Source organism: Paenibacillus artemisiicola (genome assembly GCF_017652985.1).
GTDB lineage: Bacteria > Bacillota > Bacilli > Paenibacillales > Paenibacillaceae > Paenibacillus_Z > Paenibacillus_Z artemisiicola.
The window spans coordinates 212388-238689 of record NZ_JAGGDJ010000003.1; the positions used below are offsets into that span (position 1 = coordinate 212388).

Sequence of the window (26302 nt, forward strand, 5' to 3'; positions counted from 1 at the left end):
AAACTTTTCACCATATTCTATATATGGCACCCGCCTGCCTTGCGCTATGATGGAACCAAATCGTAAAACTTCGAATCGAAGGGTGAGAAATCGAGCATGACGCAAATCAATAACAACTATACGAATCTTCAGGGCAGCTACCTGTTCTCCGAAATCGCGAAACGACGCACGAAATTCATGCAGGAAAATCCGAACGCCCAAATCATCAGCCTCGGCATCGGCGACGTGACGCGCGGTCTCCCGGACGCGATCACCAAAGCGATGCACGGCGCGGTGGACGAGCTGGCGAATCCGTCGTCGTTTCGCGGCTACGGCCCGGAGCAAGGCTACGACTTCCTGATCGACGCCATCATCGAGAACGATTATAAGGCGCGCGGCATCGACATCGCGACGAACGAAGTGTTCGTCAGCGACGGCTCGAAATGCGACGTCGGCAACATTCAAGAAATTTTCAGCCAGGACGCGGTCGTCGCCGTGCAGGATCCCGTGTATCCGGTCTACGTGGACACGAACGTCATGGCCGGCCGATCCGGCTTGTTCAATAAAGAAACGAACCAATACGAAAACATCGTGTACCTGAAATGCGACGCGTCGAACAACTTCACGCCGAGCCTGCCGGACCGCAAGGTCGACCTGATCTACCTCTGCTATCCGAACAACCCGACCGGCATGACGCTCTCCAAAGCGGAGCTGAAGCGCTGGGTCGATTTCGCCAAGGCGAACAACTGCATCATCCTGTACGATTCCGCGTACGAAGCGTTCATCCGCGAGGCGGACGTGCCGCGGTCCATCTACGAGATCGAAGGCGCGAAGGAAGTCGCGATCGAATTCCGCAGCTTCTCCAAGACGGCCGGCTTCACGGGCGTGCGCTGCGCGTACACGGTCGTGCCGCGCGAGCTGAAGGCGAAGGACGCCGACGGCAACGCCGTGCTCGTGAACGACCTGTGGAACCGCCGCCACACGACGAAGTTCAACGGCGTCTCGTACGTGACGCAGCGCGGCGCGGCGGCGGTCTACACGCCGGAAGGCAAAGCGCAAATCGCGTCCATCATCGATTATTACATGACGAACGCCGGCATCATCCGCGACGGTCTGGCTTCCCTCGGCCTGGAAGTGTTCGGCGGCGTGAACGCGCCGTACATCTGGCTGAAAACGCCGAGCGGCCTGGACTCCTGGGCGTTCTTCGACAAGCTGCTGTCGGAAGCGAACATCGTGGGCACGCCGGGCGTCGGCTTCGGTCAAGCCGGTCAAAGCTACTTCCGACTGACGGCGTTCGGCAGCCGCGAAAACACGGAAAAAGCGGTGGAACGGATCACCAAGCTGAGCCTGTAATTCGATCGGCAACCGACCGATTGACATTGCTTGTCGAATGTGACATAATTCTTTTGATAAACCGTAGTACCTTTAACTCAGTCCAGAGAGGCTGGCAAGGTAACGTGAATCGTTTTATCAATCGAATCCGGGGACAACCCTACCCACTGACGCTCGCTCGCGGTGGCGTTTTGTCCAACCCGATAAGATTGACTATCCAAAACGACGAACTCCTTGCGCATGCCGCAAGGAGTTTTTTTGTGGCCATGGAACTTCGCAGTCAAGCAAGGAGGCGCATGAAACCAATGGATGAGCAGCATCGCGTCATCATGGACGAAACGGCGATCCGGCGCGCGCTCACGCGGATTGCCCATGAAATCGTCGAGAAGAACAAAGGCATCGACAACTGCGTGATCGTCGGCATTCGTACCCGCGGCATCTATCTGGCGCAGCGGATCGCCGAGCAAATCCGGGAAATCGAAGGACGCCCCGTCGAGGTGCAGGAGCTCGACATCACGCAGTACCGCGACGATCGCGAGAAGGGCAGCGCCGAACGTCCCGCGGCGGGCTCGTCGGTCGGCGTAAAGGACAAACGGGTCATCCTTTTCGACGACGTGCTCTATACCGGCAGAACGATCCGGGCGGCGATGGACGCGCTGATGGATCTGGGACGGCCGCAAGCGATCCAGCTGGCCGTGCTGGTCGACCGGGGGCATCGGGAGCTGCCGATCCGGCCGGACTACGTCGGGAAGAACGTGCCGACCTCGAAACAAGAGCAGATCGAAGTGTCTCTGCAGGAAGTCGACGAGAACGATCAAGTGACGATTATCCACTAAGGGGGACGGACGCATGACGACCGCAACGCTAACGAGAGACCGAAGCCTGCTCGGGCTGAAAGAGCTCGGCCGGGACGAGATCGAGTCGATTCTCGACCGCGCCGCGCACTGGGAGCACCACGCGACGAAGATCGATCCGGTGCTGCAAGGGAAGTTCGTCGCGAACATGTTCTTCGAGAACAGCACCCGCACCCGCTTCTCGTTCGAAGTCGCGGAGAAGCGGCTCGGCGCGGAAGTGCTCAACTTCTCCGCCGCCGTCTCGAGCGTGCAGAAGGGCGAATCGATTTACGATACGGTGCGCACCTTGGAATCGATGGGCATCGACGCCGGCGTCATCCGGCTGAAGCCGATCGGCGTGCTGGCCGAGCTGGCGGCCAAAATCAACGTGCCGCTCATCAACGCGGGCGACGGCAACAACGAGCATCCGACCCAGGCGCTGCTCGATCTCTATACGATGCGCAAGCAGTTCGGCGAGCTGCGCGGGCTGACGGTCTCCATCGTCGGCGACATCCTGCACAGCCGCGTCGCGCGCTCGAACCTGTACGCGCTGCGCAAGTTCGGCGCGAACGTGCAGTTCTGCGCGCCGGCCAGCATGGCGGCGCCGGAGCTGGACGCGCCGCTCGTCACGATGGAGGAAGCGCTGCGCGCCGACGTCATCATGATGCTGCGGGTGCAGCTGGAACGCCACGAAGCGGGTATGATGAGCACGCCGGAAGCGTACCGGGAGCAATACGGCCTGACGGTCGACCGGGCATCGCGCATCGCGCCGCACGCCATCATCATGCACCCGGCGCCGATCAACCGGAACGTGGAGATCGACGACGAGCTGGTGGAGCACGGACAATCGCGCATCTTTCCGCAAATGCAAAACGGCGTGCCGATCCGGATGGCCGTCATCGAACGGGCACTGACTTAAAAGTTCGAAGGGAGACAGAACAGACATGGCAGCATGGATTTTGAACGGATTGGTCTGGAACGAAGCGACGGGCGAGACGGAGACCAAGCATATCCGCATCGCGGACGGCGTCATCGCCGAGATCGCGGACGCGTCCGCGGGCCTGCCGGACACGCAGGGGCACGACACGATCGACGCGCAGGGCAAGCTGGTATCCGCAGGGTTCATCGACATGCACGTCCACCTGCGCGAGCCGGGCTTCGAATATAAAGAAGACATCGCGAGCGGCGCGCGCTCCGCGGCGGCGGGCGGCTTCACGACGATCGCCTGCATGCCGAACACGCGTCCCGTCACGGACACGCCGGATACCGTCCGGTTCATTCTCGATAAAGCGGCGACGGCGGGCATCGTCAACGTGCTCCCGTACGCGGCGATCACGAAGAACGAGCTGGGACGCGAGCTGACCGATTTCGCGGCGCTGAAGGAAGCGGGCGCGATCGGCTTCACGGACGACGGCGTCGGCGTGCAGAACGCCCAGATGATGAAGGACGCCATGAAGCTGGCGGCTTCGATGGGCATGCCGGTCATCGCCCACTGCGAAGACGACTCGCTGGTCGTCGGCGCGGCGGTGACGGAAGGCAAGTTCGCCGCGGCGAACGGCCTGAAGGGCATTCCGAACGAGTCGGAAGCGATCCACGTCGGCCGGGACATCCTGCTCGCGGAAGCGACGGGCGTGCACTACCATGTCTGCCACGTCAGCACCGAGCAGTCGGTGCGGCTCATCCGGCACGCCAAGCAGTTCGGCATCAACGTCACCGCCGAGGTATGCCCGCATCACTTGGTTCTGTCGGACGAAGACATCCCGGGCATGGACGCCAACTGGAAAATGAACCCGCCGCTGCGCTCGCCGCGCGACGTGCAAGCGGTCATCGAAGGACTGGAAGACGGCACGATCGACATCGTCGTCACGGACCACGCGCCGCACAGCGCGGAGGAGAAGGCTCGCGGCATGCAGCTCGCGCCGTTCGGCATCGTCGGCTTCGAGACGGCGTTCCCGCTGCTGTACACCGAATTCGTCCGCACGGGCAAATGGACGCTCGGCTTCCTGCTGCGCCGGATGACGTCGGACCCGGCCCGCGTGTTCGGGCTGGCAAGCGGGGTTTTGAAAGCCGGGGCTCCTGCAGATATTACTATCGTGGATCTGGAACGCGAACGCGAGGTCGATCCGGAAACCTTCGCTTCCAAAGGCAAGAACACGCCGTTCGGCGGCTGGAAGCTGTACGGCTGGCCGGAGACGACCCTCGTCGGCGGCAAGATCGTTTGGACGGCACGCTAAAGAGCACGCAACTTGAGACAGGAGTGGATACGGATGCAAGCAAGATTGTTACTGGAAGACGGCACGCTGTTTACGGGCCTCGGCTTCGGCGCCGAAGGGCAGTCGACCGGCGAAGTCGTATTTAATACAGGCATTACGGGTTACCAAGAGGTGCTGTCGGATCCGTCCTACTGCGGCCAGATCGTGACGATGACGTATCCGCTCATCGGCAACTACGGCATCACGCGCGACGACTTCGAGACGGTGGCGCCGTTCATCCACGGCTTCGTCGTGCGCCGCCACGAGCCGGTTCCGAGCAACTGGCGGGCGCAATATACGCTGGACGGCATCCTGAAAGAGCACGGCATCATCGGCATCAGCGATATCGATACCCGCATGCTCACCCGTATCCTCCGCCACCACGGCACGATGAAGGGCATCCTGACGACGGGCGCCGAACGCGTGGAAGAGCTCCAGGAACGCCTGTCGGGCTCCCCGCTCATGCGCGACCAAGTGGCGCGCACGTCGACGAAGAGCATGTTCACGAGCCCCGGCGACCGCGAACGGATCGTGCTCGTCGACTTCGGCGCGAAAAGCGGCATTCTGCGCGAGCTGACGAAGCGCGGCTGCGACGTCGTCGTCGTGCCGCACGACACGACGGCGGAACAGATCCGCAAGCTGAATCCGGACGGCATCCAGCTGTCCAACGGCCCCGGGGACCCGAAAGACGTGCCGCACGCCGTCAAGATGATTCAAGAGCTGCTCGGCGAATATCCGATTTTCGGCATCTGCCTCGGCCACCAGCTGTTCGCGCTCGCGTGCGGCGCGGATACGTCGAAGCTGAAATTCGGCCATCGCGGCGGCAACCATCCCGTTAAAGAGCTGGAGACGAACCGCTGCTATATCACGTCGCAGAACCACGGCTACACGGTGCTCGACGAATCCGTCGCGGGCACGAAGCTGGTCGTGACGCATATCAACAACAACGACCGGACGATCGAGGGCTTGAAGCATGCGGAATACCCGGCCTTTTCCGTGCAGTACCATCCGGAGGCGGCGCCGGGCCCGTACGACAGCAGCTACCTGTTCGATCAATTCCTGGACATGATCCGCACCACGAAACGAAACAACCCGCAGAAATCGCGTCAAGCGCAAATGGCGGCATCATTGAGAGGAGAGCTGCAGTATGCCCAGAAATAACAAGCTGAAAAAAATCCTCGTCATCGGGTCCGGCCCGATCGTCATCGGCCAGGCGGCCGAATTCGACTATGCCGGCACGCAAGCCTGCCAAGCGTTGAAGGAAGAAGGCTACGAGGTTGTGCTCATCAACAGCAACCCGGCCACGATCATGACCGACACGAACATGGCGGACAAAGTCTACATCGAGCCGATCACGCTCGACTTCGTAACCCAGATCATCCGCCAGGAACGCCCCGACGGCCTGCTGCCGACGCTCGGCGGCCAGACCGGCCTCAACATGGCGGTCGAGCTGGCGCGCGCGGGCGTGCTGGAGCGCGAGAACGTGCAGCTGCTCGGCACGCAGCTGACGGCGATCGAGAAAGCGGAAGACCGCGACCTGTTCCGGGATCTGATGCGCGAGCTCGAGCAGCCTGTACCGGACAGCGTCATCGTCACGACGCTCGAAGAGGCGCTGGACTTCGCCAATGAAATCGGCTATCCGATCATCGTGCGCCCGGCGTACACGCTCGGCGGCACGGGCGGCGGCATCTGCGCCAACGAAGCGGAGCTCCGCGAAACCGTCGCGTCCGGCATCCGCTACAGCCCGATCGGCCAATGCCTCATCGAGAAATCGATCGCGGGCATGAAGGAAGTCGAATACGAAGTCATGCGCGACGCGAACGACAACTGCATCGTCGTCTGCAACATGGAAAACTTCGATCCCGTCGGCGTACATACCGGCGATTCCATCGTCGTGGCGCCGAGCCAAACGCTGTCCGACCGCGAGTATCAGATGCTCCGTTCGGCTTCGCTCAAAATCATCCGCGCGCTGAACATCGAAGGCGGCTGCAACGTGCAGTTCGCGCTCGACCCGTTCAGCTTCCAATACTACGTCATCGAGGTTAACCCGCGGGTCAGCCGCTCCTCGGCGCTGGCGTCCAAGGCGACGGGCTATCCGATCGCCAAGATGGCGGCGAAGATCGCCGTCGGGTACACGCTCGACGAAATCGTCAACCCGGTCACGGGCCAGACGTACGCCTGCTTCGAGCCGACGCTCGACTACATCGTCTCGAAGATTCCGCGCTGGCCGTTCGACAAGTTCACGTCGGCCAACCGCAAGCTGGGCACGCAAATGAAGGCGACCGGCGAAGTCATGGCGATCGGCCGGACGTTCGAAGAGTCCATGCACAAGGCGGTCCGCTCGCTCGAGATCGGCACGCACCGCATCCACTTGAAGGATGCCGCGGAGCTGGACGAGGAGACGCTGCGCCTGCGGCTGCAGAAGCCGGACGACGAGCGCATGTTCCTCGTGGCCGAAGCGTTCCGCCGCGGCTGCGAGCTGCAGGACGTGCAGGATCTCACGAAGATCGACTGGTGGTTCCTCGACAAGATCGCGGGCATCGTCGCATTCGAAGCGCAGCTTCGCGGCGCCGCCGTCCTGTCGAAGGAGCTGCTCTACCAGGCGAAGCGCAAAGGCTTCTCCGACCGCTCCATCGCGGAGATCCGCCGGGAAGGCAATCAATCGACGTACACCAATGAATACGACATCCGCGCGTACCGTCTGGAGCTCGGCCTGAAGCCGGTCTACAAGATGGTCGACACGTGCGCGGCCGAATTCGAAGCGACGACGCCGTACTACTACTCGACGTACGAGGTCGAGAACGAAGTGACCGAAACCGACAAGCAGAAGGTGCTCGTCCTCGGCTCCGGCCCGATCCGGATCGGCCAGGGCATCGAGTTCGACTACTCCACGGTGCATGCGGTCTGGGCGATCCAGAAAGCCGGCTACGAAGCGGTCATCATCAACAACAACCCGGAAACCGTCTCGACCGACTTCAGCACGTCCGACCGGCTGTACTTCGAGCCGCTCTTCTTCGAGGACGTCATGAACGTCATCGAGCAGGAGAAGCCGATCGGCGTCATCGTGCAGTTCGGCGGCCAGACGGCGATCAACCTGGCGGCGCCGCTGACGAAAGCCGGCGTGCGCATCCTTGGATCGAGCCTCGAGAGCATCGACGCGGCAGAGGACCGCAAAAAGTTCGAAGCGCTGCTGCGCGAGCTGAACATTCCGCAGCCGAAGGGCACGACGGTCACGTCCGTGGACGAAGCCGTCGCCGCCGCGCAAGGCCTCGGCTATCCGGTGCTCGTGCGTCCGTCGTACGTCCTCGGCGGCCGCGCCATGGAAATCGTCTACTCCGACGAGGAGCTGCTGACGTACATGGTGCAAGCCGTGAAGATCAATCCGGAGCATCCGGTCCTGATCGACCGTTACATGCTGGGCAAGGAAGCGGAAGTCGACGCGATCTGCGACGGCGAGACGGTGCTCATCCCGGGCATCATGGAACACGTCGAACGCGCGGGCGTGCATTCCGGCGACTCGATCGCGGTGTATCCGCCGCAGGCGATCTCGAAAGAGCTGCAGCAAAAAATGATCGACATCACGATCAAGATCGCGCGCGGCTTGAACGTCATCGGCCTCGTGAACATCCAGTTCGTCATCTTCCAGGACGAGGTGTACGTCATCGAGGTGAACCCGCGCTCCTCGCGCACGGTGCCGTTCCTCAGCAAAGTGACGAACATTCCGATGGCCAACCTGGCGACGCAGGCGATTCTGGGCAAGAAGCTGGCGGACCTTGGCTACACCGAAGGGCTGTGGCCGGAAGAGGATTTCGTCTCGGTCAAAGTACCGGTCTTCTCCTTCGCCAAGCTGCGCCGCGTCGATCCGACGCTGACGCCGGAGATGAAGTCCACGGGCGAAGTCATGGGACGCGACGAGCAGTACGCGAAGGCGCTGTACAAAGGCCTCGTGGGCGCCGGCATGCGCATTCCGCCGACGGGCTCGATCATCGCGACGGTATCCGACAAGGACAAACCGGAAGCGATCGACATTTTGCGCGGCTTCTACGAGCTGGGCTACAACATCATCGCCACGGGCGGCACGGCGACGGCGCTGGAGGAAGCGGGACTGCGCGTGAAGCGCGTGAACAAGCTGAGCGAAGGCTCGCCGAACATCCTGGATCTGATCCGCGACGGCCGCGCGCACTTCGTCGTCAACACGCTGACCAAAGGCAAGACGCCGGAGCGCGACGGGTTCCGCATCCGCCGCGAAGCGGTCGAGAACGGCGTCGTCTGCATGACCTCGCTCGATACGGTCCGCGCCCTGCTGAACATGCTGGAGACGATCAACTTCTCCTCCCGTCCGATGCCGGTGCTGTCGGCGCAAAAATAACCGGCGGTCGAACCGATCGCCATGGCCGCCAAACGGCCGCGAAAGCCTGCCCCCAAGCAGGCTTTCGCCATGCATAGAGCAAGCGAATCGAAGGAGGCGGAGCAGTTGATGCTAAGCAGAGAAGAAGCCGCGGGCCGCGTCATGGTGGCGCTCGATTATCCGGGCGCCGCTTCGGCCGAAGCGCTGGTGCGGAGCCTGGAGGGCATTCCGTGCTACATGAAGGTCGGCATGCAGCTGTTCTACGCGGCCGGGCCGGGCTTCGTGACGGAGCTGAAGGCGCGCGGGTACAAGGTGTTTCTCGACCTGAAGATGCACGATATCCCGAATACGGTCAAAGGCGGCGCGAACAGCATCGCGAAGCTCGGCGTCGATATGTTCAACGTGCACGCGGCCGGCGGGACGGCCATGATGAAGGCCGCGATGGAAGGCGTGGAAGCCGCCCTCGCGGCCGAGCCCGGCCTGCGCCGGCCGCTCGTCATCGCCGTGACGCAGCTGACGAGCACGAGTCAAGCGGTGCTGAACGACGAGATCGGCATCGACGGCTCCGTCGCGGACGCGGTCGTCCGTTACGCCCGGCTGGCCCGGGAAGCGGGACTCGGCGGCGTCGTCGCCTCCCCGCAGGAGGTGCGGCTCATCAAGGAAGCCTGCGGGCCGTCGTTCCGTACGATTACGCCGGGGATCCGTCCGGCGGGCGCGGACATCGGCGACCAGTCCCGCATCATGACGCCGCGCGAGGCGCTGGCGCAAGGCACGGATTACATGGTCATCGGCCGGCCGATCACGGCGGCGCCGAGCCCGAGAGAAGCTTTGGAAACCATTATCGAGGAGCTGATGTAGATGACAACATCCACGCTGGAACAACTGCCGACAGACATCGCGAAAGGGCTGCTGCAAATCAACGCGGTCGCGCTGCGCCCGAACGATCCGTTCACCTGGACGTCCGGCATGAAATCGCCGATCTACTGCGACAATCGCCTGACGATGTCGTACCCGGCGATCCGCGAGCTGATCGCGGAAGGGTTCGCGACGATCATCCGCGCGCAGTATCCGGACTGCCAGGCGGTCGCGGGCATCGCGACCGGCGGCATTCCGCACGCGGCCTGGGTGGCGCAGAAGCTGAACCTGCCGATGCTCTACGTCCGCGACAAAGCGAAGGGCCACGGCAAAACGAATCAGATCGAAGGCCATTTCGAGCCCGGCCAGAAGGTCGTGCTGATCGAGGATTTGGTCTCTACCGGAGGCAGCTCGCTGAAGGCGGCGGTCGCGGTGCGCGACGCCGGCTGCGAGGTGCAGGCCGTCGTGGCGATTTTCACCTACCAATTCCCGCAAGCCGCCGTGGCGTTCGCGGAAGCGGGCATCCCGCTCGCGACGCTGTCGAATTATTCGGCGCTCATCGACGTGGCGCTCGAGAACGGCATCGTCCAGCAGAGCGACGTCGCCCTGCTGCAGGCGTGGCGGGAAAACCCGCAAGCGTTCGGCGCGTAAGCGGCCATCCGCTGACAGGTGACCGCTTGCCGGAGATTCGGGCATATCGCGCGTAGAAGCCGCTCCATCCGACAGGATCCGCCCATCATGGCGGGTCCTGTTTTTTTTGCGTCGCCAAGCTTCCGTGTTTCATTCTTCCGCCGACGGGTTATATTTAGCTAACTTGCAGCATACAATGGATTGTTTCGCCAAATAGATTACTAGAATGCGAGGAAGCGAAGATGAACCTATTCTACAAACGACTGATGGATTCGACGGAAGACCTCCTGTACCGGGTGCGGATTTACGACCGGGAGCTGAAGAAATGCGACGAAATTTTGCAGATGGACGAGGCGTACGGCCAGCTGCGCCAAGCCTTCGATGCGATAGATTCGCGCAACGAATCCGCGATGGAGCGCGTGGCGGCGAAGCTGCAGCAGATGCGGCAGCGCTTGATCACGATGATGGAGGACTTGCTGCACGCGGCTTGAACGGGGGCGGAAGAGGAAAATGACCTGCGGGATGCGTGGGGCTCCGCTCGCTGTTGTAGTCTGACATCTTGATTAGATAACGGATGAATCGGTTGATGTTAGACTACAAAGGCGAACGCTCAAGGTGAATGGCATGCATTCTTGTTGACACGTATGATTATGCGGCATTCACCGGCTTCGTAAGCATACGCTGAAGCTGCTTCGCGCCCGCACATCCCTCCGGTCATTTTCCCGTCCCCCGTCGAAACCTGCGCGGAGCAAATTTAGGAAGGAAAAAAGAAAAAACCTCTTGCCAGCCGGCGGAGGCGATGGTAATATGTTACATTAAATGGAAGGGTTTCTAGGGATCCGCTTCGAGGCGAACCGAGCGAAACCGGGCATGGACGATAGTCCGCCACACCGTAGGGATAAAAGACCTTCGGCAAGTTCCACCCAGCAGGACTGGGCGGCGCTTGCGCGGAGGTCTTTTTTGCTTTACTCCGTCGAAGCGCCGCGGACAAAGGACAAAGGAGGGGAAACGCGTGGTCGCACTTCGGACGCAGGCGCTGCGCAAGGTGTTCGCGGTCAAGCGCAAGGACGCCGGCTTGGCCGGGAGCTTCCGGTCGCTGCTGAAGCCGGCATGGGAAGAGAAGGTCGCGGTGCGCGGCATCGATTTGACGGTGCAGCAGGGGGAGATGGTCGCGTTCCTCGGGCCGAACGGGGCGGGCAAATCGACAACGATCAAGATGCTGACGGGCATTTTGCATCCGTCCTCGGGCGAGGCGAAGGTGCTCGGCTTCACGCCGTGGCGCGAACGGGAGAAGCTGGCTTACCGCATCGGCGCGGTCTTCGGCCAGAAATCGCAGCTGTGGTACCATCTGCCGCCGATCGACACTTTCGACCTCGTCAGCCGGATCTACGAGCTCGACCGCCGCGACTACCGGCGCCGGCGCGACGATCTGATCGCGCGCTTCGAGCTCGGCCCGTATTTGCACACGCCGGTGCGCAAGCTGTCGCTGGGCGAACGGATGCGCTGCGAAATCGCGGTGTCGTTCCTTCACCGGCCGGAGCTGCTCTTCCTCGACGAGCCCACGATCGGGCTGGACGTCGTCGTCAAGCAGCGAATTCGCGAGCTGATCCGCGAGTCGAACCGGACGGAGGGGACGACGGTGTTCCTGACCTCGCACGACGCGGGCGACATGGAGGAATTGTGCTCGCGGGCGGTCGTCATCCACCACGGCGGCATTTTGCTCGATGCGCCCGTCGACCGGCTGAAGCGGGAGGTGCTGAACCGCAAAATCATCTCGCTCACGATGGCCGCGGGCTCCGACGCGTCCGCGCTGCCGCCGCTCCGCGGCACGAGCGTTATCGCACGGGACGGCCGGCGGCTCAAGCTCGCCGTCGATCTGGCGGCGACCGACATCGAAGCCGTGCTCGGCGCGGTCATCGGCGCGTACCGGCTCGACGACGTCACCGTCGAAGACCCGCCGATGGAGGAAATCATCACCCATATTTACGGAACGGGAGGGTAGCGGCCATGAGCATCGCGAACGATTTGGCGGATAACCGGCCGAGGCTGCTGTCCGCCAGAGGCTTGAAGGCCGCCGCGGTCGCCCGGATCACGATGCGGCAGCAGCTGGCGTACAAGACGGATTTTCTGATGCGCGCGAGCTTCATGTTCATCATCCTGTTCGTGTTCGTCCAGCTCTGGTCCGCGGCGTACGGCGGCGACCGGACGCGCGTCATCGACGGCTATACGCTGAAGCAGATCATTTGGTACCTCGTCTTCACGGAGGCGATCACGATGGGCGTGCCCGCGCTGTGCGGCTTGATCGAGAACGAAGTGAAGAGCGGCGATATCGCGGTCCGGCTGATCCGGCCGCTGTCGTACGTCGGCTATCATTACGCCGCGTACATGGCCGAAGCGGTCTTCCGTTTCTTCGTCCATCTCGCCGTCGGCGGCGCCGTCGCCTGGCTGTGCGTCGGTCCGCCGGCGTTCGGGCTCGGCTGGCTGGGCTTGTTCTCGCTCACGCTCGGCGCGCTCACGATCGCGTTCATGCTGAACATGATCGTCGCGCTGTGCGCCTTTTGGGTCGAGGAGACGCGGGGGATGGAGTTCGTGCTGCACAAGCTGCAGTTCACCGTCGGCGGCATGCTCCTGCCGCTCGACCTGATGCCGGAGCCGCTGCGGCGCGCGTGCGCCTGGCTGCCGTTTCAGGCGATGCTGTATTTCCCCGCGCGGACGGCAGTCCATTTCGGGTCTGCGCCGCTCGGGGAGCAGTTCGCGATTCAAGCCGCGTGGATCGCCGTACTGACGGCGGCGGTGCTGTTGATCTACAGGAGAGGAGTGTCGAAGCTGCATGTCAACGGCGGATAACGAGCGGGCGCGGTTCGGCGCGGAGAACCCTCCGTCATGGGCGAGACGGGCGGCGGGCACGCTCGCTTTCCTGCTTACCTGCTGGAAGGTGAATTTGGCCTCCGCGATGGAATACCGCGCGAGCTTCTTCCTGATGGCGGGGATGATGTTCATCAATAACTTCATGTGGCTGTTCTTCTGGAGCCTGTTCTTCGGGAAGTTTCCGGTCGTGAACGGCTGGGGGCTGAACGACGTCATGCTGATGTGGGCGGTCGGGGCCGGCGGCTTCGGCTGGGCGAACCTGCTGTTCGGCAACTTCAACCGCATCGCCCCGATCGTCGCGAGCGGCCAGCTGGACGTCTACCTGTCGCAGCCGAAGCCGGTGCTGCTGCACGTGCTCGCGAGCCGGATGTCGCTGACGGCGGCGGGGGACTTCGCGTTCGGGCTCGTCGTCTACGCCTGGGTCGGCGACCATTCCGCGAAAGGCGTGCTGCTGTTCGCCGCGGCGCTCTTGATCAGCGGCACGATCTTCATGGGCGTCGTCGTCCTGGCGGGCAGCCTCGCCTTCTTCATGGGCAACGCGGAGGGCTTCGCGCAGCAGGTGTTCAACAGCTTCGTCGCGCTGTCGACGTACCCGTCCGACATCTTCAAAGGGCTGGCGAAGGCGCTGCTCTTCACGGCGCTGCCCGCGGGATTCATCAGCTTCCTGCCGATCGGCCTGATGCGGGACGCCGATCCCGCGTTCGCGTGGAAGGCCGTCGCCGCCGCGCTCTTCTTCGGCGCGGCCGCCGTCCTCGCGTTCCGGCTCGGCTTGAAGCGGTACGCCTCGGGCAACGCCATCGTGCTCCGCGGATAAGGCGCTGCCCGCGGCTCGGCCGAAACCGATCCGCAGCCTCGCGCCCGAAATGTCGAAAAAAAGCGCTAACGATAGCGCCCGTTCGCGCGGCCCGGTCACGGCCGCGGCGGACGGGCGCTTTTTTAGTACATTAATTTCTTTTAAAGGCGCTTTCCAGTGTAACCTTTTGTTCCCATGCACCGTCTATTCGGTAGTAAGATTAGAGTTTTCTCATGGGAAGGGGGTTTCGCGGTCGAATGGGATGGAGGAAGAGCAAGCAAATCGCGGCCGAAGCTGCCCGAAACGACGTACATAAGGAAGAACCCGGGCCGGCGGTCGCGGACGTCCAAGCGAAACCGCTGCTCGTCGTCGAAGGTGTCGAACGGACCTTTCAGGCCGGCGGACAACCGCTGCACGTGCTGAAGGGCATTGATATGGAGTTGAAGCCCCGGCGGCTGGTCATGCTGCGCGGACGTTCCGGCTCCGGCAAAACGACGCTGCTGAACATGATCGGCGGGCTCGACCAGCCGTCGAAAGGACATATTTTTTTCAACGACTTGCCGTTCCACGCGATGAGCGACGACCAGCGCACGAAAGTGCGGCGCAAGGACATGGGCTTTATTTTCCAGGCGTTCGCCCTGATGCCGCTGCTGTCCGCCTACGAGAACGTCGAGCTGTCGCTCCGCATGGCGGGCGTGCCCGGCGCCGAGTGGAAGCCGCGGGTGGAGCATTGCCTCGAGCTCGTCGGCCTGGCCAAGCGGATGCATCACCGGCCGTTCGAGCTGTCCGGCGGCGAGCAGCAGCGCGTGGCCATCGCCAAGGCGATCGCCCACCGGCCGAGCCTTCTGCTGGCGGACGAACCGACGGCCGAGCTGGATTCGCAGATGGCCGCGCAGATCATGTCGGTCTTCCAAACGATTATCCGTACCGAGCAAGTAACGATTTGTATGACAACGCACGATCCCACGATTTTGGAGGTTGCCGATCATGTTTACGAAATGGTTGACGGGAAGTTCATTTAAGGCGGCGGCCGCGATCGTCATCGGCGGTTCGGTGCTGCTGGCGTCGACTGGCTGCTCGCTGCTGCCGGACGAGGCGAGCGAGGAGGTGCTGCCGGAAATCGCGCCGCCGCAAATCTCCAAGAAGCCGGAGTACGAGGTGACGACGACGACGCTGGAGACGAAGCGGACGGAGATCGGCAAAATGATCGCCACGCAGGAGGAGACGCTTTATTTTACGCTCGACGGCAAACGGCTGAAGGACCTGAACGTAAAAATCGGCCAGAAGGTGACCGCCGGGCAGGCGATCGGCTCGTTGGACGTCGATGACATGCGCAAACAGCTTCGCTCCGACAAGCTGAATTTCTCCAAGGATGAGCTGCAGATGAAGGACACGCTGCGCAAGAAGGACGAGATGGACCCGATCGAGTTCGAGCTGGCGAAGATCGCGTTCGAGGAGAAGCGCCAGGCGCTCGCGGACGCCGAAGCGGAGATCGCCAAAGCGGAGCTGACGGCGCCGTTCACGGGCACGATCGTAAGCCTCAGCGTCTCGAAGGGCGACGCGATCAAGGCATACGACCCGGTGTGCATCATCGCCGACACGGGCAAGCTCACGGCGGCCGCCAAGCTGGCGCCGGAAGATCTCGAGGGCGTCGCGGTCGGCATGCCGGTCGTCGTCGACATCAACAACGCCGGGGAATTCGCCGGCAAAGTGACGCAGCTTCCCGTCGTTTCGAACGAGGACGAAAGCGGCGGCAACGGAGGGAACGGGGGCAACGGCGGCGCGCAGCGTCCGGAACGGCCGGAGGATTTTCTGACCGTCTCGCTCGACAAGCCGCTGCCGGCCGGCGTCACCCGGGGCACCCCGCTGTCCATCTCCATCATCATGGACCGCAAGGAAAACGCCATCGTCATCCCGCCGTCCGCGCTGCGCTCCATCGGTTCGCGCACGTACGTGCAAGTCGTCGACGCGGAAGGCAAGCGCGAGGTGGACGTGGAAGTCGGCCAGCAAACCGCGACGGAAGTGGAAATCCTCAAAGGGTTGACGCCGGGGCAGAAAGTCGTAGGTAAGTAGCGCATGGGGATCCAGCTATTTCGCTTTCTGTTCCGCAAAATGTGGAATACGCGCTGGATGACGCTCAGCTCCCTTGCGGGCCTGATCATCGCCGTCGCCTTCGCGACCAGCATCCCGATGTACGCGGACGGGGCGCTGAAGCGGGTGGTGGCGCAGACGCTCCAAGACGAGAGCGGCGGCCTGCCGGCCGGATCGCTGCTCATGCGCTACCAGGAAACGTCGTCCAAGACGGACCTGAACGGGCTGAACGCGGTCGGCGCGTACATCCGGGACGACGTGCCGAAGCTGATCGGCTTTCCGTTCGCGACGTACAGCCAGAGCCTCGCGATCCGCAGCGCGGACCTGACGCCGGTCGATCCGTCCAAGGTCGACGCGAGCCGGGCGCGCACGATGGCCATCACGACGATGACGGGGCTCGACAAGAAGGCGGAGCTGACGCAGGGCCGCTGGTTCAAGGACGCCGTCGGCGACGGGGACACCGTCGAAGCCGTCATGATGGAAGAGGCGATGTACCGCGGCGACGTCCATATCGGCGATGAATTCGAGTACCCGATCTACGGCGCGAACAGCATGACGCTGAAGGTCAAGATCGTCGGCGCCTACAAGCCGCTCAAGGATACCGATCCGTTCTGGTACCAAGGCATGGAGAGCCTCATGAGCACGCTCACGGTCGGCGACAAGGCGTTCCAAGACGGCCTGCTCAAAGAACGGAACATTCCGATCCATACGGCCAGCTGGTATTACGCCTTCGACTTGAAGGAGATCAAAACAAGCCAGCTCGCGCCGCTGACGCAGACGCTGGACCGGCTGAACATCGACCTGTACCAGCGCCTCAAGGATACGCGGGTGGAAATCTCGTTCGCCAAGCTGCTCGGCGAGTTCAAGACGCAGAGCCTGCAGCTGCAGATGCTGCTCTTCACGCTCGCGGCGCCGATGCTGGCGATGGTGTTCTACTTCATCACGATGAATGCGCGCCAATCGCTCGACAAGCAGCGCAGCGACATCGCGGTACTGCGAAGCCGGGGCGCGGGGACGAGGCAGATCGTCGGCATCTATTCGCTCGAAGGGTTGTTCCTCGGCATCCTGGCGCTGGCCGCGGGACCGCTGCTCGGCTGGTTCATGGCGAAGAGCATCGGCTCGGCGAACGGATTCCTCGAGTTCGTCAACCGCAAGTCGATTCCGGTCGGCTTCACGTCCGACGCGGTCGTCGCGGGACTCGGCGCGGTCGTGCTCGCCATGCTCGCCACCGTCATTCCGGCCGTGGTGTACGCGCGGGCCTCGATCGTCGACTATAAGAAGCAGATCGCGCGCTCGGACCGCAAGCCGTTCTGGCAGCGCTGGTTCGTCGACGTCCTGCTGATCGGGGTCGCCGGCTACGGCTGGTACCTGTTCAACGAACGCCAGATGATTTCGATCAAGAGCAACCTGACGACGGACCAGCTGAACGTGCAGCCGTTCCTGTTCTTCGTGCCGGCGCTGGCGATCTTCGCCATGGGGCTGTTCTTCCTGCGGGTATTTCCGTGGCTGCTGAAGTTGTTCAACTGGCTTGGCCGGAAGCTCCTGCCCGTACCGCTGTATCTGACGCTGACGCAGCTGTCGCGCTCGTCCAAAGGGTATTACCCGCTCATGATCCTGCTCATTCTGACGCTGGGCCTCGGCGTGTACAACGCGTCGGGGGCGCGCACCATCGATCTGAACTCGACGGAGCGGACGCTATATAAATACGGAACGGACGTGATCGTTCAGACCGTCTGGGAAGGACGTACCGAAGTCATCAATACCGGGGGCGGCGGTTCCGGCGGCAATAACGGCAGCGGCAATGGCGGCAACGGGGGTTCCGAAGGCGGTGGCCAAGGCGGCGGCAATGGCGGCAATGGCGGCAGCGGCGGTTCCGGCGGCAGCGGCGGCCAAGGCGGGGGCGAAAGCATCCCGACCCGCGTCAATTACAGCGAGCCGCCGTTCGAGATCTTCCGCAAGCTGGACGGCGTCGAAGCCGCGGCGCGCGTCCTGCAGACGAAGGCGAACATCGTCGTCTCGGGCCGTTCGATCGGCCAAGGAACGGTCATGGGCATCGACAACGTCGATTTCTCGAAGGTGGCGTGGTTCCGCAACGACCTGTATCCGGTCCATCCGTTCAACTATTTGAAAAATCTCGGCCTCTACGAGCAAGCGGCCATCATTCCGTCGAACGTGGCGGAGAAATACCAGCTGAAGCTCGGGGACACGATCACGGCGGGCATGCAGGACGGGGTCGTGGAATTCGCGGTCGTCGGCATCGTGCCGTACTGGCCGGCGCAGTATCCGGACCAATCGCCGTTCATCATCGCGAACCTGGATTACATCTACGACCAGGTGCCGATCATTCCGTACGAGGTCTGGCTGAAGATGAAGCCCGGCGCCTTGACCGCGCCGATCATGAAGCAGCTGGAGAACGCGGGCATCGAGCTCGCGGACGTGAAGGACGTGCGGATCGAGCTGGCGGCCCAATCCAAGCATCCGACCCGGGGCGGCGTCTTCGGCATCCTCAGTCTGGGCTTCCTGGTCTCCATCATCATCTCGCTGACGGGCTATATTCTCTTCTGGTTCTTCAACCTGTCGGGACGGATCGTGCAGTTCGGCGTCCTGCGGGCGATGGGGCTCTCGCGCAGGCAGCTGACCGGCATGCTGCTATTGGAGCAGGTGTTCACCGCGGGGTTGTCCATCGGCCTCGGCATCGTGATCGGCAAGATCGCCAGCCTGCTGTTCCTGCCGTTCCTGCAGACGACGGAGAACGTGGCGAATTCCGTGCCGCCGTTCCGGGTCGTCTTCGACGCCAAGGACACGAACCAGCTGTACATCGTCGTCGCCTGCATGATGCTGATGGGCGCGCTGCTGCTGCTGGCGCATATCCGCCGGCTCCGGGTGCACCAGGCCGTCAAGATGGGGGAGGAGCGCTAACCGATGATTACTTGCGAAGGCTTGGTGAAGATTTACAAATCCGACGATCTCGAGGTCGTCGCGCTTCAGGGGCTGAACCTTCAGGTCCGCGAAGGGGAGATGATGGCGATCATCGGCAACAGCGGAAGCGGGAAGTCGACGCTGCTCAATATTTTGGGCGGCCTCGACCGGCCTTCCGCCGGCAGCGTCACGGTGGGCCAGTGGGATTTGCTCAAGATCACCGACGAGCAGCTCGTTTCGTATAAACGCGACACCGTCGGCTTCATCTGGCAAAACAACGCGCGCAACCTGCTGCCGTACCTGTCCGCGCTCGAGAACGTCGAGATGCCGATGATGTTCAGCTCCAAGCTCGACCGCGCCTATGCCAAGCAGCTGCTGGAGTGGGTCGGGCTCAAGGACCGGATGCACAACAAGCTGCATCAGCTCTCCGGCGGCGAGCAGCAGCGGGTGGCGATCGCCATCTCGCTGTCCAACCGGCCGAAGATGCTGCTGGCCGACGAGCCGACCGGCTCCGTCGACACGCGGACGTCGGATATGATCATGGAGATCTTCCGGCGGCTGAACCGGGAGCTCGGCATCACGATCGTCATCGTCACGCACGACTTGTCCCTCGCGGGCAAGGTGGACCGCGTCGTCGCCATCCGCGACGGCTTGACGAGCACCGAGTTCATCAAGCGGAACCCGAATCTGGACGACGATTTCGAGCAGGGCGGACTGGCGCAAGGAAACGTGCACGAAGAGTACGTCGTCGTGGACCGCGTCGGCCGGCTGCAAATTCCGAAAACGTATTTGACGGCTTTGAACATTACAGATAAAGCATCGATGGAATTCGACGGCGAGCGGATCATCATTTCGCCGCCCAAATCATTGGAGGGGTAAACCGTATGAAGAACAAGCAGCGGGGCAAAGGGAAAATCGTACTGAGGGCTTCGGCGGCGGCGCTGTCCATGGCGCTGGTCGCGTCCAGCCTGGCGGCGTGCAGCAAAGGATCGGGCAGCGACGACGGCAAGCAGCACGTGCTGCGCGTCGGCTTCGTCGGTTCCAACGCGGATACCGAATCGTACTACCGCCAGCAGTTCACGGACGGCTACGAGCTGACGCATCCGAACGTCGACATCGAGATCGTCGCGGCGATCAATTACGATGACCAGCGCTTCCAACAGCCGGATCCGAACCAGAAGCAGCCGGACGTGTACGAGAAGGTCAAGGAAATGATGAACGGAAGCAATCCGCCGGACGTCGTCATCATGGATTCCGGGGTGCTCCGGCGGCTGACGCAGGACAATTTGGTCACGAAGCTCGATACGCTCATTCAGGACAAAGAATTCGACATCGACGACATCGTGCCGACCGTGCTCGACGGCATCAAGGATCTGGGGGACGGCAGCATTTACGCGCTGACGCCGACGTTCAGCTCCTCCGCTTTGTACTACAACAAAAAAATGTTCGCCGACGCGGGCATCGAGCCGCCGAAAGACAACATGACCTGGCCGGACGTCGTCACGCTGGCGAAGCGGCTCGCGAAAGGCGACGGCAAGGACCGCAAGTTCGGCCTGTCCTTCAACCGCTACACCGGCGATCCGTACTGGGATTCCCAGACGTATTCGGCTCCGCTGCAGCTGAAAATGTTCGACAACAAAGCCGAGAAGATGAGCGTCGATAACGCGTCTTGGAAAAAAGTGTGGACCGACATCGCGGACCTGTACGAATCGAAAACGGTACCGACGCAGGAAGACGTCAACAACGGCGCAGGCGGCGGCATCATCAAGGACAAAGCCGTCTACGATCCGTTCCAGGGCGATCTGTTCCTGAGCGGCCGCGTGGCGATGATGGTCGCCGGGTACGATTACGTGACGCAGCTGTCCGCCGCCAAGGACGCCTCGGCCAAGAACCAAGAAATCAAATCCGTGGACTGGGACGTCGTCACGGTGCCGCAATTCACGGAGGTGCCGGGCGTCGGCGGCAACATCTATTTGAACAATCTCATGTCGATCAACGCGAAAGCCCAAAATCCGGACGACGCGTGGGATTTCATCGCCTTCAACAACAGCAAGGAATGGGCGAAGCTGAAGTCCCGCAGCACGTACGAGATGGTATCCCGCAAGTCGTTCCTGAAGCCGAAGGACGGCATGAGCTACAACATCCAGGCGTTCTACACGCTGAAGCCGGTGCCGCCGCAGGATCCGGCGATCGATAAGCTGTTCCAAGACAAACCGAACCTCTACCAAGTGCAAAATCTCGCGCAGCCGCTCTTCCAGGAGGTGCTGCAGAAGAAGAAATCCGTCGACGCGGCGCTGAAAGAATGGCAGACCAAAGGCGACGCCCTGCTGCAGCAGATCAAGACGAACCCGAACGGGCCGATCGACGGGGTAGGCGGCGGCGTCGGTTTGGGCGGCGGGCCCGCAGTCGACGTGAAGCCGGTCGGTTAACGAGAAACGAAAACGGCAGTCGCGCTTAGGCGCGGCTGCTTTTTTTCGTCGCCTGCCGCGCGCATGCTCCCGGCGTCGAAACGCTTATTTTCGGCCAAACTGGGAACGCTATTCGAAACGGCAATGGAAGGGGCTGCGCGCATGAAATGGGTTTATTGGGGCCGCTTGTACGACACCAAGTTTCAAGCAAGCTGTTTGGTCCGGCGGATGGAGAACGACTGGTGGGTCTACGGCTATGAATGTCCGCAGGAAATCGAAGTGTTCCGGTCGCGCAAAGGGAAATTTGGCGTTCGATTCCTGCCATAACAGATTTATGCTTGACTTATTGTTTATCCTTATAGTATATTAACACTTGTCGCCATTGAATGATTCTGTTGTGAATCGGTGTTATCGCGGGGTGGAGCAGCTCGGTAGCTCGTCGGGCTCATAACCCGAAGGCCGCAGGTTCAAATCCTGCCCCCGCAACCAACCTTTCGATTATTATCGCAAGGGCCCTTAGCTCAGTTGGTTAGAGCGGTCGGCTCATAACCGATTGGTCGGGGGTTCGAGTCCCTCAGGGCCCACCATTCCACGGATCATCACCATAACTTGCCGGGGTGGCGGAACTGGCAGACGCACAGGACTTAAAATCCTGCGGTGGGTGACCACCGTACGGGTTCGATTCCCGTCCTCGGCATTACGGACAAACCTTGAGCAATCAAGGTTTTTCACTTTTGATCGCCGAATCGTTTATCCAAAATCCTGCGTGCCGCATAGTCGCGCACAGGATTCGAAATAAGGACTTCCTCGTACATTGTTGTGCGGAGGAAGTTTTTTTATGGCTGGAATCGATAAATCGGCCTCCGGATAAAAGGATCCCGAAGTACCTCCAGCGGTTAGGGCTTCAGCCAAACGCCGCCTTTGCCGTCGTAATCCCGGCCGAAGGCAATCAGTGGATTCGCATCCGCTTTCTTAACCAGGAATGCCGCATATCCGCTATCCGAAGCGCGCCCCTCCCAATTGTCTATGAAAGGCCTTATTTTATCACGTTACTCAGTAGAAGAGAATCAAGTTCTCGGAAATTCCGAAAAATGGCGCGACTGCACGTAGTTGAACAGAGGATGGGAGGTTTGAACTAACCCGTCTACGTTTGAGTTTCCTCGCCCGACCTCCTATACTTAGAACCATGCAACGCCCCATTCCTCCGAACGGTTTCATCGGCGCGGAAGACGGGTTTACTAGGATAGAGGTGATGACGATGACGGAACTGACCAAGCCCGCGTTCAAGAACGATTGGGCCGGCATGCTGGAGCGGGAGATGGACCGGCCGTATTTTCAAACGCTGCTGGACGAGCTGTCGCGCCAGTACGAACGGGAGACCGTATACCCGAAGCCGTCCGCGGTTTTTAACGCCCTTCATTATACGTCCTTCGCGGGTACGAAAGCGGTCCTGCTCGGACAAGACCCTTACCATGGCCCCGGGCAAGCGCACGGCCTCAGCTTCTCGGTGCTGCCCGGCGTGAAGAAGCCGCCATCGCTGCAAAACATGCTGAAGGAGCTGAAGGACGATCTCGGCTGCGCGATGCCGGACCATGGCTGCCTGATTCCTTGGGCGCGGCAGGGCGTGCTGCTGCTCAACACGGCGCTCACGGTGCGCGACGGAGAACCGGGCTCCCATTCGCGGCTCGGCTGGGAACCTTTCACGGATGCCGTCATCCGGGCGCTGAACGAGCGCGAGCAGCCGGTCGTGTTCGTGCTGTGGGGCAAGCACGCGCAGACGAAAGAATCGCTGATCGATACGGCGCGCCATTTCGTCCTCGCGTCGCCGCACCCGAGCCCGCTCTCCGCGCGCCGGGGCTTCTTCGGCAGCCGTCCGTATTCGAAGGTCAACGCCTGCTTGAGGCAAATCGGCGCGGAGGAGATCCGCTGGCCCCTGCCTTCGCTTGCGGAGCTGGAAGCGGCGGCGGCCGGCGAGCACGCATCGCGGCGCTTATGATTTAGCCCTTGCCGGCATGATGGAGCGCTGCGTTCGAAGCTCGATCGGTACAGCTTTATTCTTTGATCACGGGTAGAAGAGGGGGTGACGACTTGGGGGACCAAACGCAAGCAAAACCCAGATCGGTCCGGTGGCTGAACGCCGCTTCGGGTTATTTGGCCGGCTACGCCTATACGCTGAACCCGTACGTCGGCTGCGCGTTCGGCTGCTCGTACTGTTACGTCAGGCGGATGCCGGTCGCGTTGTTCCGGGACAGCCCATGGGGCGAGTGGGTCGATCCGAAGCGGTTCGACGCGGACGCGTTCCGCCGGGAATGGCGTCGGGCGCTCGCGAAGGGCGGCCTGACGGTGTTCATGTCGTCGGCCACCGATCCGTACCAGCCGGCCGAGCATGCCGAGCGGCTGACGCGGCGGCTGCTCGAGATCATGGCGGAGGAGGAGCCGCCGCGGTTTCTGCTCGTGCAAACCCGCAGCCCGCTCGTGCTGCGCGACGCGGACCTGCTGCTGCGGCTCGGGGATCGCGTCCGGGTCAGCATGACGGTCGAGACGGACCTTGAAGCCGTTCGCAAGGCGCTGACGCCGTCCGCCCCGCCGCTCGCGGCCCGGCTGCGGGCCATCCGCGGGCTCCGCGAGGCCGGCGTGCCGGTCCAGGCGGCCGTGTCGCCGCTGCTGCCGTGCAGCGACGCGTTCCCCGCGCTGCTCGCGTCGGCGGTCGAGCGCGTCGTCGTGGACGATTTCTTCCGCGGCGACGGCAGCGGCGGGAAGCGCTCCGCGCAGCTGCGCATGGCCGACCGCTACCGCGAGCTGGGGGCGGAGGCGCAGTACGCCCCGGAGACGGCGGACGCGTTCGTCCGGACGCTGCGGCAGGCGATGCCCGAAGGCGCCGTTTATTTCGGGCAGGAAGGCTTCCTGCCCTGATCGTCCCGGCGCCGTGCCGGCCGCGCCCGCGTCGGCGCATGAAGAAGCCCCCGTTATCGATAACGGGGGCTTCTTCATGGTCGGGCCGGATCAGTCGCGCTGCGTGTCACCGTCGCTGCCGAGGATGCCCGTGGACCCGCCGGCCGCGGAACCGGCCGAAGAGCCGGTGCCGGCGCCTTGGCCGCCAAGCACCGCTTTGTACGCGGACGAGACGTACGTGACCGCCTTCACCTGCGTGATGACCTGCGGATACATTTTGCCCTTCTCGGGATAGATCGGTTCGACGTACACGACGGCTTGGTCCCCGTCGAACGCGATCGACGCGATCCGGATGCCGTAACCGGGATTCGGCGCCTGCGCGCTGACGGTCACCTCGTTCACGTCGGCCGAGACGGCCTTGGCGGAGAGCGTCAGATCGGACAGCGGAAACGGCTGCTGATCGACCGGCGGCTCGATCGGCTCGTGAGTCGCGACGAACCGGATCGTATCGTAGAGCCAGCCTGCCGCGTCGCCGCGCGTGATCGCCGCCTTCGGCTCGAAGCGTTGCGTATCGTCCAGCTTGGCGATGCCCGATACGAGAAGCCGCTGTACGCTGCCCATGTAGTCCGGGTTCACCTCCGCTTCGTCCTTCAAGACGACGTAGAGGTCGATGAAGGCATAGTCGCCTTTCTTGAGCAGCGCCTGCATCAGGTGATGCGCGAATTGCTCGCGGGTCATGAGGGCGTTCGCCTTCGTGTCCCGCGGAATATCGAGCCCGTTCATGGCCGCGATAATGAAGGCGTTCGCGTACCAGGCATCGTCCTTCATATTCGGAAAGCTGTCCGTTACCTTCGGTTCTTTGATGAAGTTAATCCCGTCCAGATTTAAGCCGAGCCCGTTCACGATCATGGAGATGCCCGCGGCGTACGTCATGCTGCCGTTCGGATCGAACGTATCCGTCTTCGGATCGCCCGACAGGATGCCGAGCTTCTGCAGCTCGGCGATCTTGGCTTCGTTCGGATGACCCTTCGTGTCCGAGAACGCCCATACCGACTGCGTCAAGGCCGCGATCAGCAGCAGCATGACGCTAAGCGCGGCGATCGGTTTCTTCATTTTATCCACCCCGTTTGCCAAATAATTGTAATGGCTTGCATCTATGTAGACGCTTCCCGCTCCCGAAAGGTTGCACGGGCCGGTACGCGCCCGATCCGGCCGCTAAGGCCGGATCGTGACGCGCGTATGAATCGGCACGAGGGCGGACAGCGCGAGCACGTCTTCGTTATACATGCGGATGCACCCGTGCGATACTTCCCGTCCGATCGACCCCGGGTCGTTCGTGCCGTGGATCCCGTAATGCGGCTTCGAGAGTCCCATCCACAGGACGCCGAACGGGCCGCCGGGATTCGGCTCTTTGTTGATGATTTCGTATTCGCCCGTCGGCGTCCTCGTGACCATCCGGCCGATGCCGACCGGGAATCCGCGTACGACGATGCTGCCGTCGAGCAAATAGAGCTGACGGTCGGACAAATCCACGATGATCCGGTATTTTGGCATGCCGCCTTCCCTCCCGTTCGCCCTAGTCTATGTTCGGCGGGCGGAACGGGATTGGATGCGGGCGCCCAAACGGCGCGAAAGGCGATTCGGCCGAGCCGCTGCCCGTGTAAGGAGGGATAAGGGCGGTCGAAACGCGCGATCTGCGCACGAAGGGCGGCCGCCGCGAAAGGAGAGCGAGCGACATGACGATGCCGATCTATTACGTCTCGATATCCGCGCGCACCATTCAGGTCGAGCCCCCGGAGACGGATCATCTGGCGATCCGGGCGGACGAGCGGCAGCTCGAAGCGCTGCAGCGCAAGCTCGACCGGGAGGACCGGAACGACGAGCTGACGTCGGCCCGGGCGATCATTCCGTACAAATCGGCGGAGCGCGATCCCGCGACGGAGGAATTCAGCGCGGATCTGCTGGATTTATACGCGTACGTGTACGAGCTCGGGACGCCGGAAACCAAGGCGCATATCGCGTCCATGCGTATTTTGCCCAAGCTGACGAATCAGAACGCGAATTTGCCCGGTTATTCTTCTTAACAAGGCGAAAACGGACGA

General features: G+C 62.3%; 23 protein-coding genes and 3 tRNA genes. 24 read left to right on the forward strand and 2 right to left on the reverse strand.

The genetic code is table 11. From position 1 onward, the window contains the following. Window positions 1-96 precede the first annotated feature (96 nt). The 23 genes from I8J29_RS06865 to I8J29_RS06975 all read left to right on the forward strand — a co-directional run bounded on the left by I8J29_RS06865 (window position 97) and on the right by I8J29_RS06975 (window position 24221). Window positions 97-1332 carry an LL-diaminopimelate aminotransferase gene (locus I8J29_RS06865; RefSeq protein WP_208846919.1) on the forward strand — a complete coding sequence of 412 codons (1236 nt, stop codon included), beginning with the start codon at window positions 97-99 and terminating at the stop codon, window positions 1330-1332. Window positions 1333-1616: 284 nt separating this feature from the next. Next, window positions 1617-2147 (forward strand): bifunctional pyr operon transcriptional regulator/uracil phosphoribosyltransferase PyrR, encoded by a 531-nt coding sequence (pyrR, locus tag I8J29_RS06870; RefSeq protein ID WP_208847149.1) that lies wholly within the window; start codon window positions 1617-1619, stop codon window positions 2145-2147. 13 nt (window positions 2148-2160) lie between these two features. Continuing rightward, entirely contained in the window at window positions 2161-3063 is a 903-nt protein-coding gene (locus I8J29_RS06875) for an aspartate carbamoyltransferase catalytic subunit (RefSeq protein WP_208846920.1), read from the forward strand. 25 nt (window positions 3064-3088) lie between these two features. Beyond that, window positions 3089-4378 carry a dihydroorotase gene (locus tag I8J29_RS06880; RefSeq protein ID WP_208846921.1) on the forward strand — a complete coding sequence of 430 codons (1290 nt, stop codon included), beginning with the start codon at window positions 3089-3091 and terminating at the stop codon, window positions 4376-4378. A 33-nt stretch (window positions 4379-4411) separates the two neighbouring features. Continuing rightward, window positions 4412-5557, forward strand: a complete 1146-nt coding sequence (carA, locus tag I8J29_RS06885) for a glutamine-hydrolyzing carbamoyl-phosphate synthase small subunit (RefSeq protein ID WP_208846922.1) — start codon at window positions 4412-4414, stop codon at window positions 5555-5557. Beyond that, a complete protein-coding gene (gene carB / locus I8J29_RS06890) occupies window positions 5544-8765 on the forward strand; it encodes a carbamoyl-phosphate synthase large subunit (protein ID WP_208846923.1) in 3222 nt (1073 codons plus the stop codon). The genes carA and carB overlap by 14 nt, the downstream gene beginning before the upstream one ends. A gap of 108 nt (window positions 8766-8873) precedes the next feature. Continuing rightward, the gene (gene pyrF / locus I8J29_RS06895) at window positions 8874-9602 is read left to right on the forward strand and encodes an orotidine-5'-phosphate decarboxylase (RefSeq protein ID WP_208847150.1); all 729 of its coding nucleotides are present in this window, start codon (window positions 8874-8876) and stop codon (window positions 9600-9602) included. Then, the gene (gene pyrE / locus I8J29_RS06900; protein ID WP_276316259.1) at window positions 9603-10250 is read left to right on the forward strand and encodes an orotate phosphoribosyltransferase; all 648 of its coding nucleotides are present in this window, start codon (window positions 9603-9605) and stop codon (window positions 10248-10250) included. Window positions 10251-10471: 221 nt separating this feature from the next. Beyond that, on the forward strand, window positions 10472-10720 hold the full coding sequence (locus I8J29_RS06905; RefSeq protein WP_090638245.1) for a hypothetical protein: 249 nt from the start codon (window positions 10472-10474) through the stop codon (window positions 10718-10720). 521 nt (window positions 10721-11241) lie between these two features. Beyond that, entirely contained in the window at window positions 11242-12231 is a 990-nt protein-coding gene (locus I8J29_RS06910) for an ABC transporter ATP-binding protein (RefSeq protein WP_208846924.1), read from the forward strand. 5 nt (window positions 12232-12236) lie between these two features. Next, window positions 12237-13076, forward strand: coding sequence for an ABC transporter permease (locus I8J29_RS06915; RefSeq protein ID WP_240545961.1), 840 nt, complete (start codon window positions 12237-12239; stop codon window positions 13074-13076). Next, a complete protein-coding gene (locus tag I8J29_RS06920; RefSeq protein WP_208846925.1) occupies window positions 13060-13911 on the forward strand; it encodes an ABC transporter permease in 852 nt (283 codons plus the stop codon). The genes I8J29_RS06915 and I8J29_RS06920 overlap by 17 nt, the downstream gene beginning before the upstream one ends. A gap of 236 nt (window positions 13912-14147) precedes the next feature. Beyond that, window positions 14148-14912, forward strand: a complete 765-nt coding sequence (locus I8J29_RS06925) for an ABC transporter ATP-binding protein (protein ID WP_208846926.1) — start codon at window positions 14148-14150, stop codon at window positions 14910-14912. Then, window positions 14878-15963 carry an efflux RND transporter periplasmic adaptor subunit gene (locus I8J29_RS06930; RefSeq protein WP_208846927.1) on the forward strand — a complete coding sequence of 362 codons (1086 nt, stop codon included), beginning with the start codon at window positions 14878-14880 and terminating at the stop codon, window positions 15961-15963. The genes I8J29_RS06925 and I8J29_RS06930 overlap by 35 nt, the downstream gene beginning before the upstream one ends. Before the next feature lie 3 nt (window positions 15964-15966). After that, on the forward strand, window positions 15967-18900 hold the full coding sequence (locus I8J29_RS06935) for an ABC transporter permease (RefSeq protein WP_208846928.1): 2934 nt from the start codon (window positions 15967-15969) through the stop codon (window positions 18898-18900). Between the two features lie 3 nt (window positions 18901-18903). Further along, on the forward strand, window positions 18904-19779 hold the full coding sequence (locus I8J29_RS06940; RefSeq protein WP_208846929.1) for an ABC transporter ATP-binding protein: 876 nt from the start codon (window positions 18904-18906) through the stop codon (window positions 19777-19779). Between the two features lie 5 nt (window positions 19780-19784). Further along, window positions 19785-21329, forward strand: coding sequence for an ABC transporter substrate-binding protein (locus I8J29_RS06945; RefSeq protein WP_208846930.1), 1545 nt, complete (start codon window positions 19785-19787; stop codon window positions 21327-21329). Window positions 21330-21470: 141 nt separating this feature from the next. Continuing rightward, complete coding sequence (locus I8J29_RS06950; RefSeq protein ID WP_177222044.1) at window positions 21471-21635, forward strand: hypothetical protein; 165 nt, start codon at window positions 21471-21473, stop codon at window positions 21633-21635. Between the two features lie 85 nt (window positions 21636-21720). Next, window positions 21721-21797: transfer RNA gene (locus I8J29_RS06955), tRNA-Met, on the forward strand. A 21-nt stretch (window positions 21798-21818) separates the two neighbouring features. Further along, window positions 21819-21895 (forward strand) — tRNA-Ile (locus tag I8J29_RS06960). A gap of 24 nt (window positions 21896-21919) precedes the next feature. After that, window positions 21920-22005: transfer RNA gene (locus I8J29_RS06965), tRNA-Leu, on the forward strand. Between the two features lie 555 nt (window positions 22006-22560). Next, window positions 22561-23304 (forward strand): uracil-DNA glycosylase, encoded by a 744-nt coding sequence (locus I8J29_RS06970; protein ID WP_240545962.1) that lies wholly within the window; start codon window positions 22561-22563, stop codon window positions 23302-23304. 92 nt (window positions 23305-23396) lie between these two features. Then, window positions 23397-24221, forward strand: coding sequence for an SPL family radical SAM protein (locus I8J29_RS06975; RefSeq protein ID WP_208846931.1), 825 nt, complete (start codon window positions 23397-23399; stop codon window positions 24219-24221). 90 nt (window positions 24222-24311) lie between these two features. On the opposite strand, the gene I8J29_RS06980 is transcribed toward I8J29_RS06975, so the two are convergent. Then, window positions 24312-25313 carry an S-layer homology domain-containing protein gene (locus I8J29_RS06980; RefSeq protein WP_208846932.1) on the reverse strand — a complete coding sequence of 334 codons (1002 nt, stop codon included), beginning with the start codon at window positions 25311-25313 and terminating at the stop codon, window positions 24312-24314. A gap of 102 nt (window positions 25314-25415) precedes the next feature. Then, entirely contained in the window at window positions 25416-25754 is a 339-nt protein-coding gene (locus I8J29_RS06985; RefSeq protein ID WP_208846933.1) for a L,D-transpeptidase, read from the reverse strand. A 182-nt stretch (window positions 25755-25936) separates the two neighbouring features. Here I8J29_RS06985 and I8J29_RS06990 point away from each other — a divergent pair, with 182 nt between their 5' ends. Beyond that, window positions 25937-26284 carry a hypothetical protein gene (locus I8J29_RS06990; protein WP_208846934.1) on the forward strand — a complete coding sequence of 116 codons (348 nt, stop codon included), beginning with the start codon at window positions 25937-25939 and terminating at the stop codon, window positions 26282-26284. The last annotated feature ends 18 nt before the right edge of the window (window positions 26285-26302 follow it).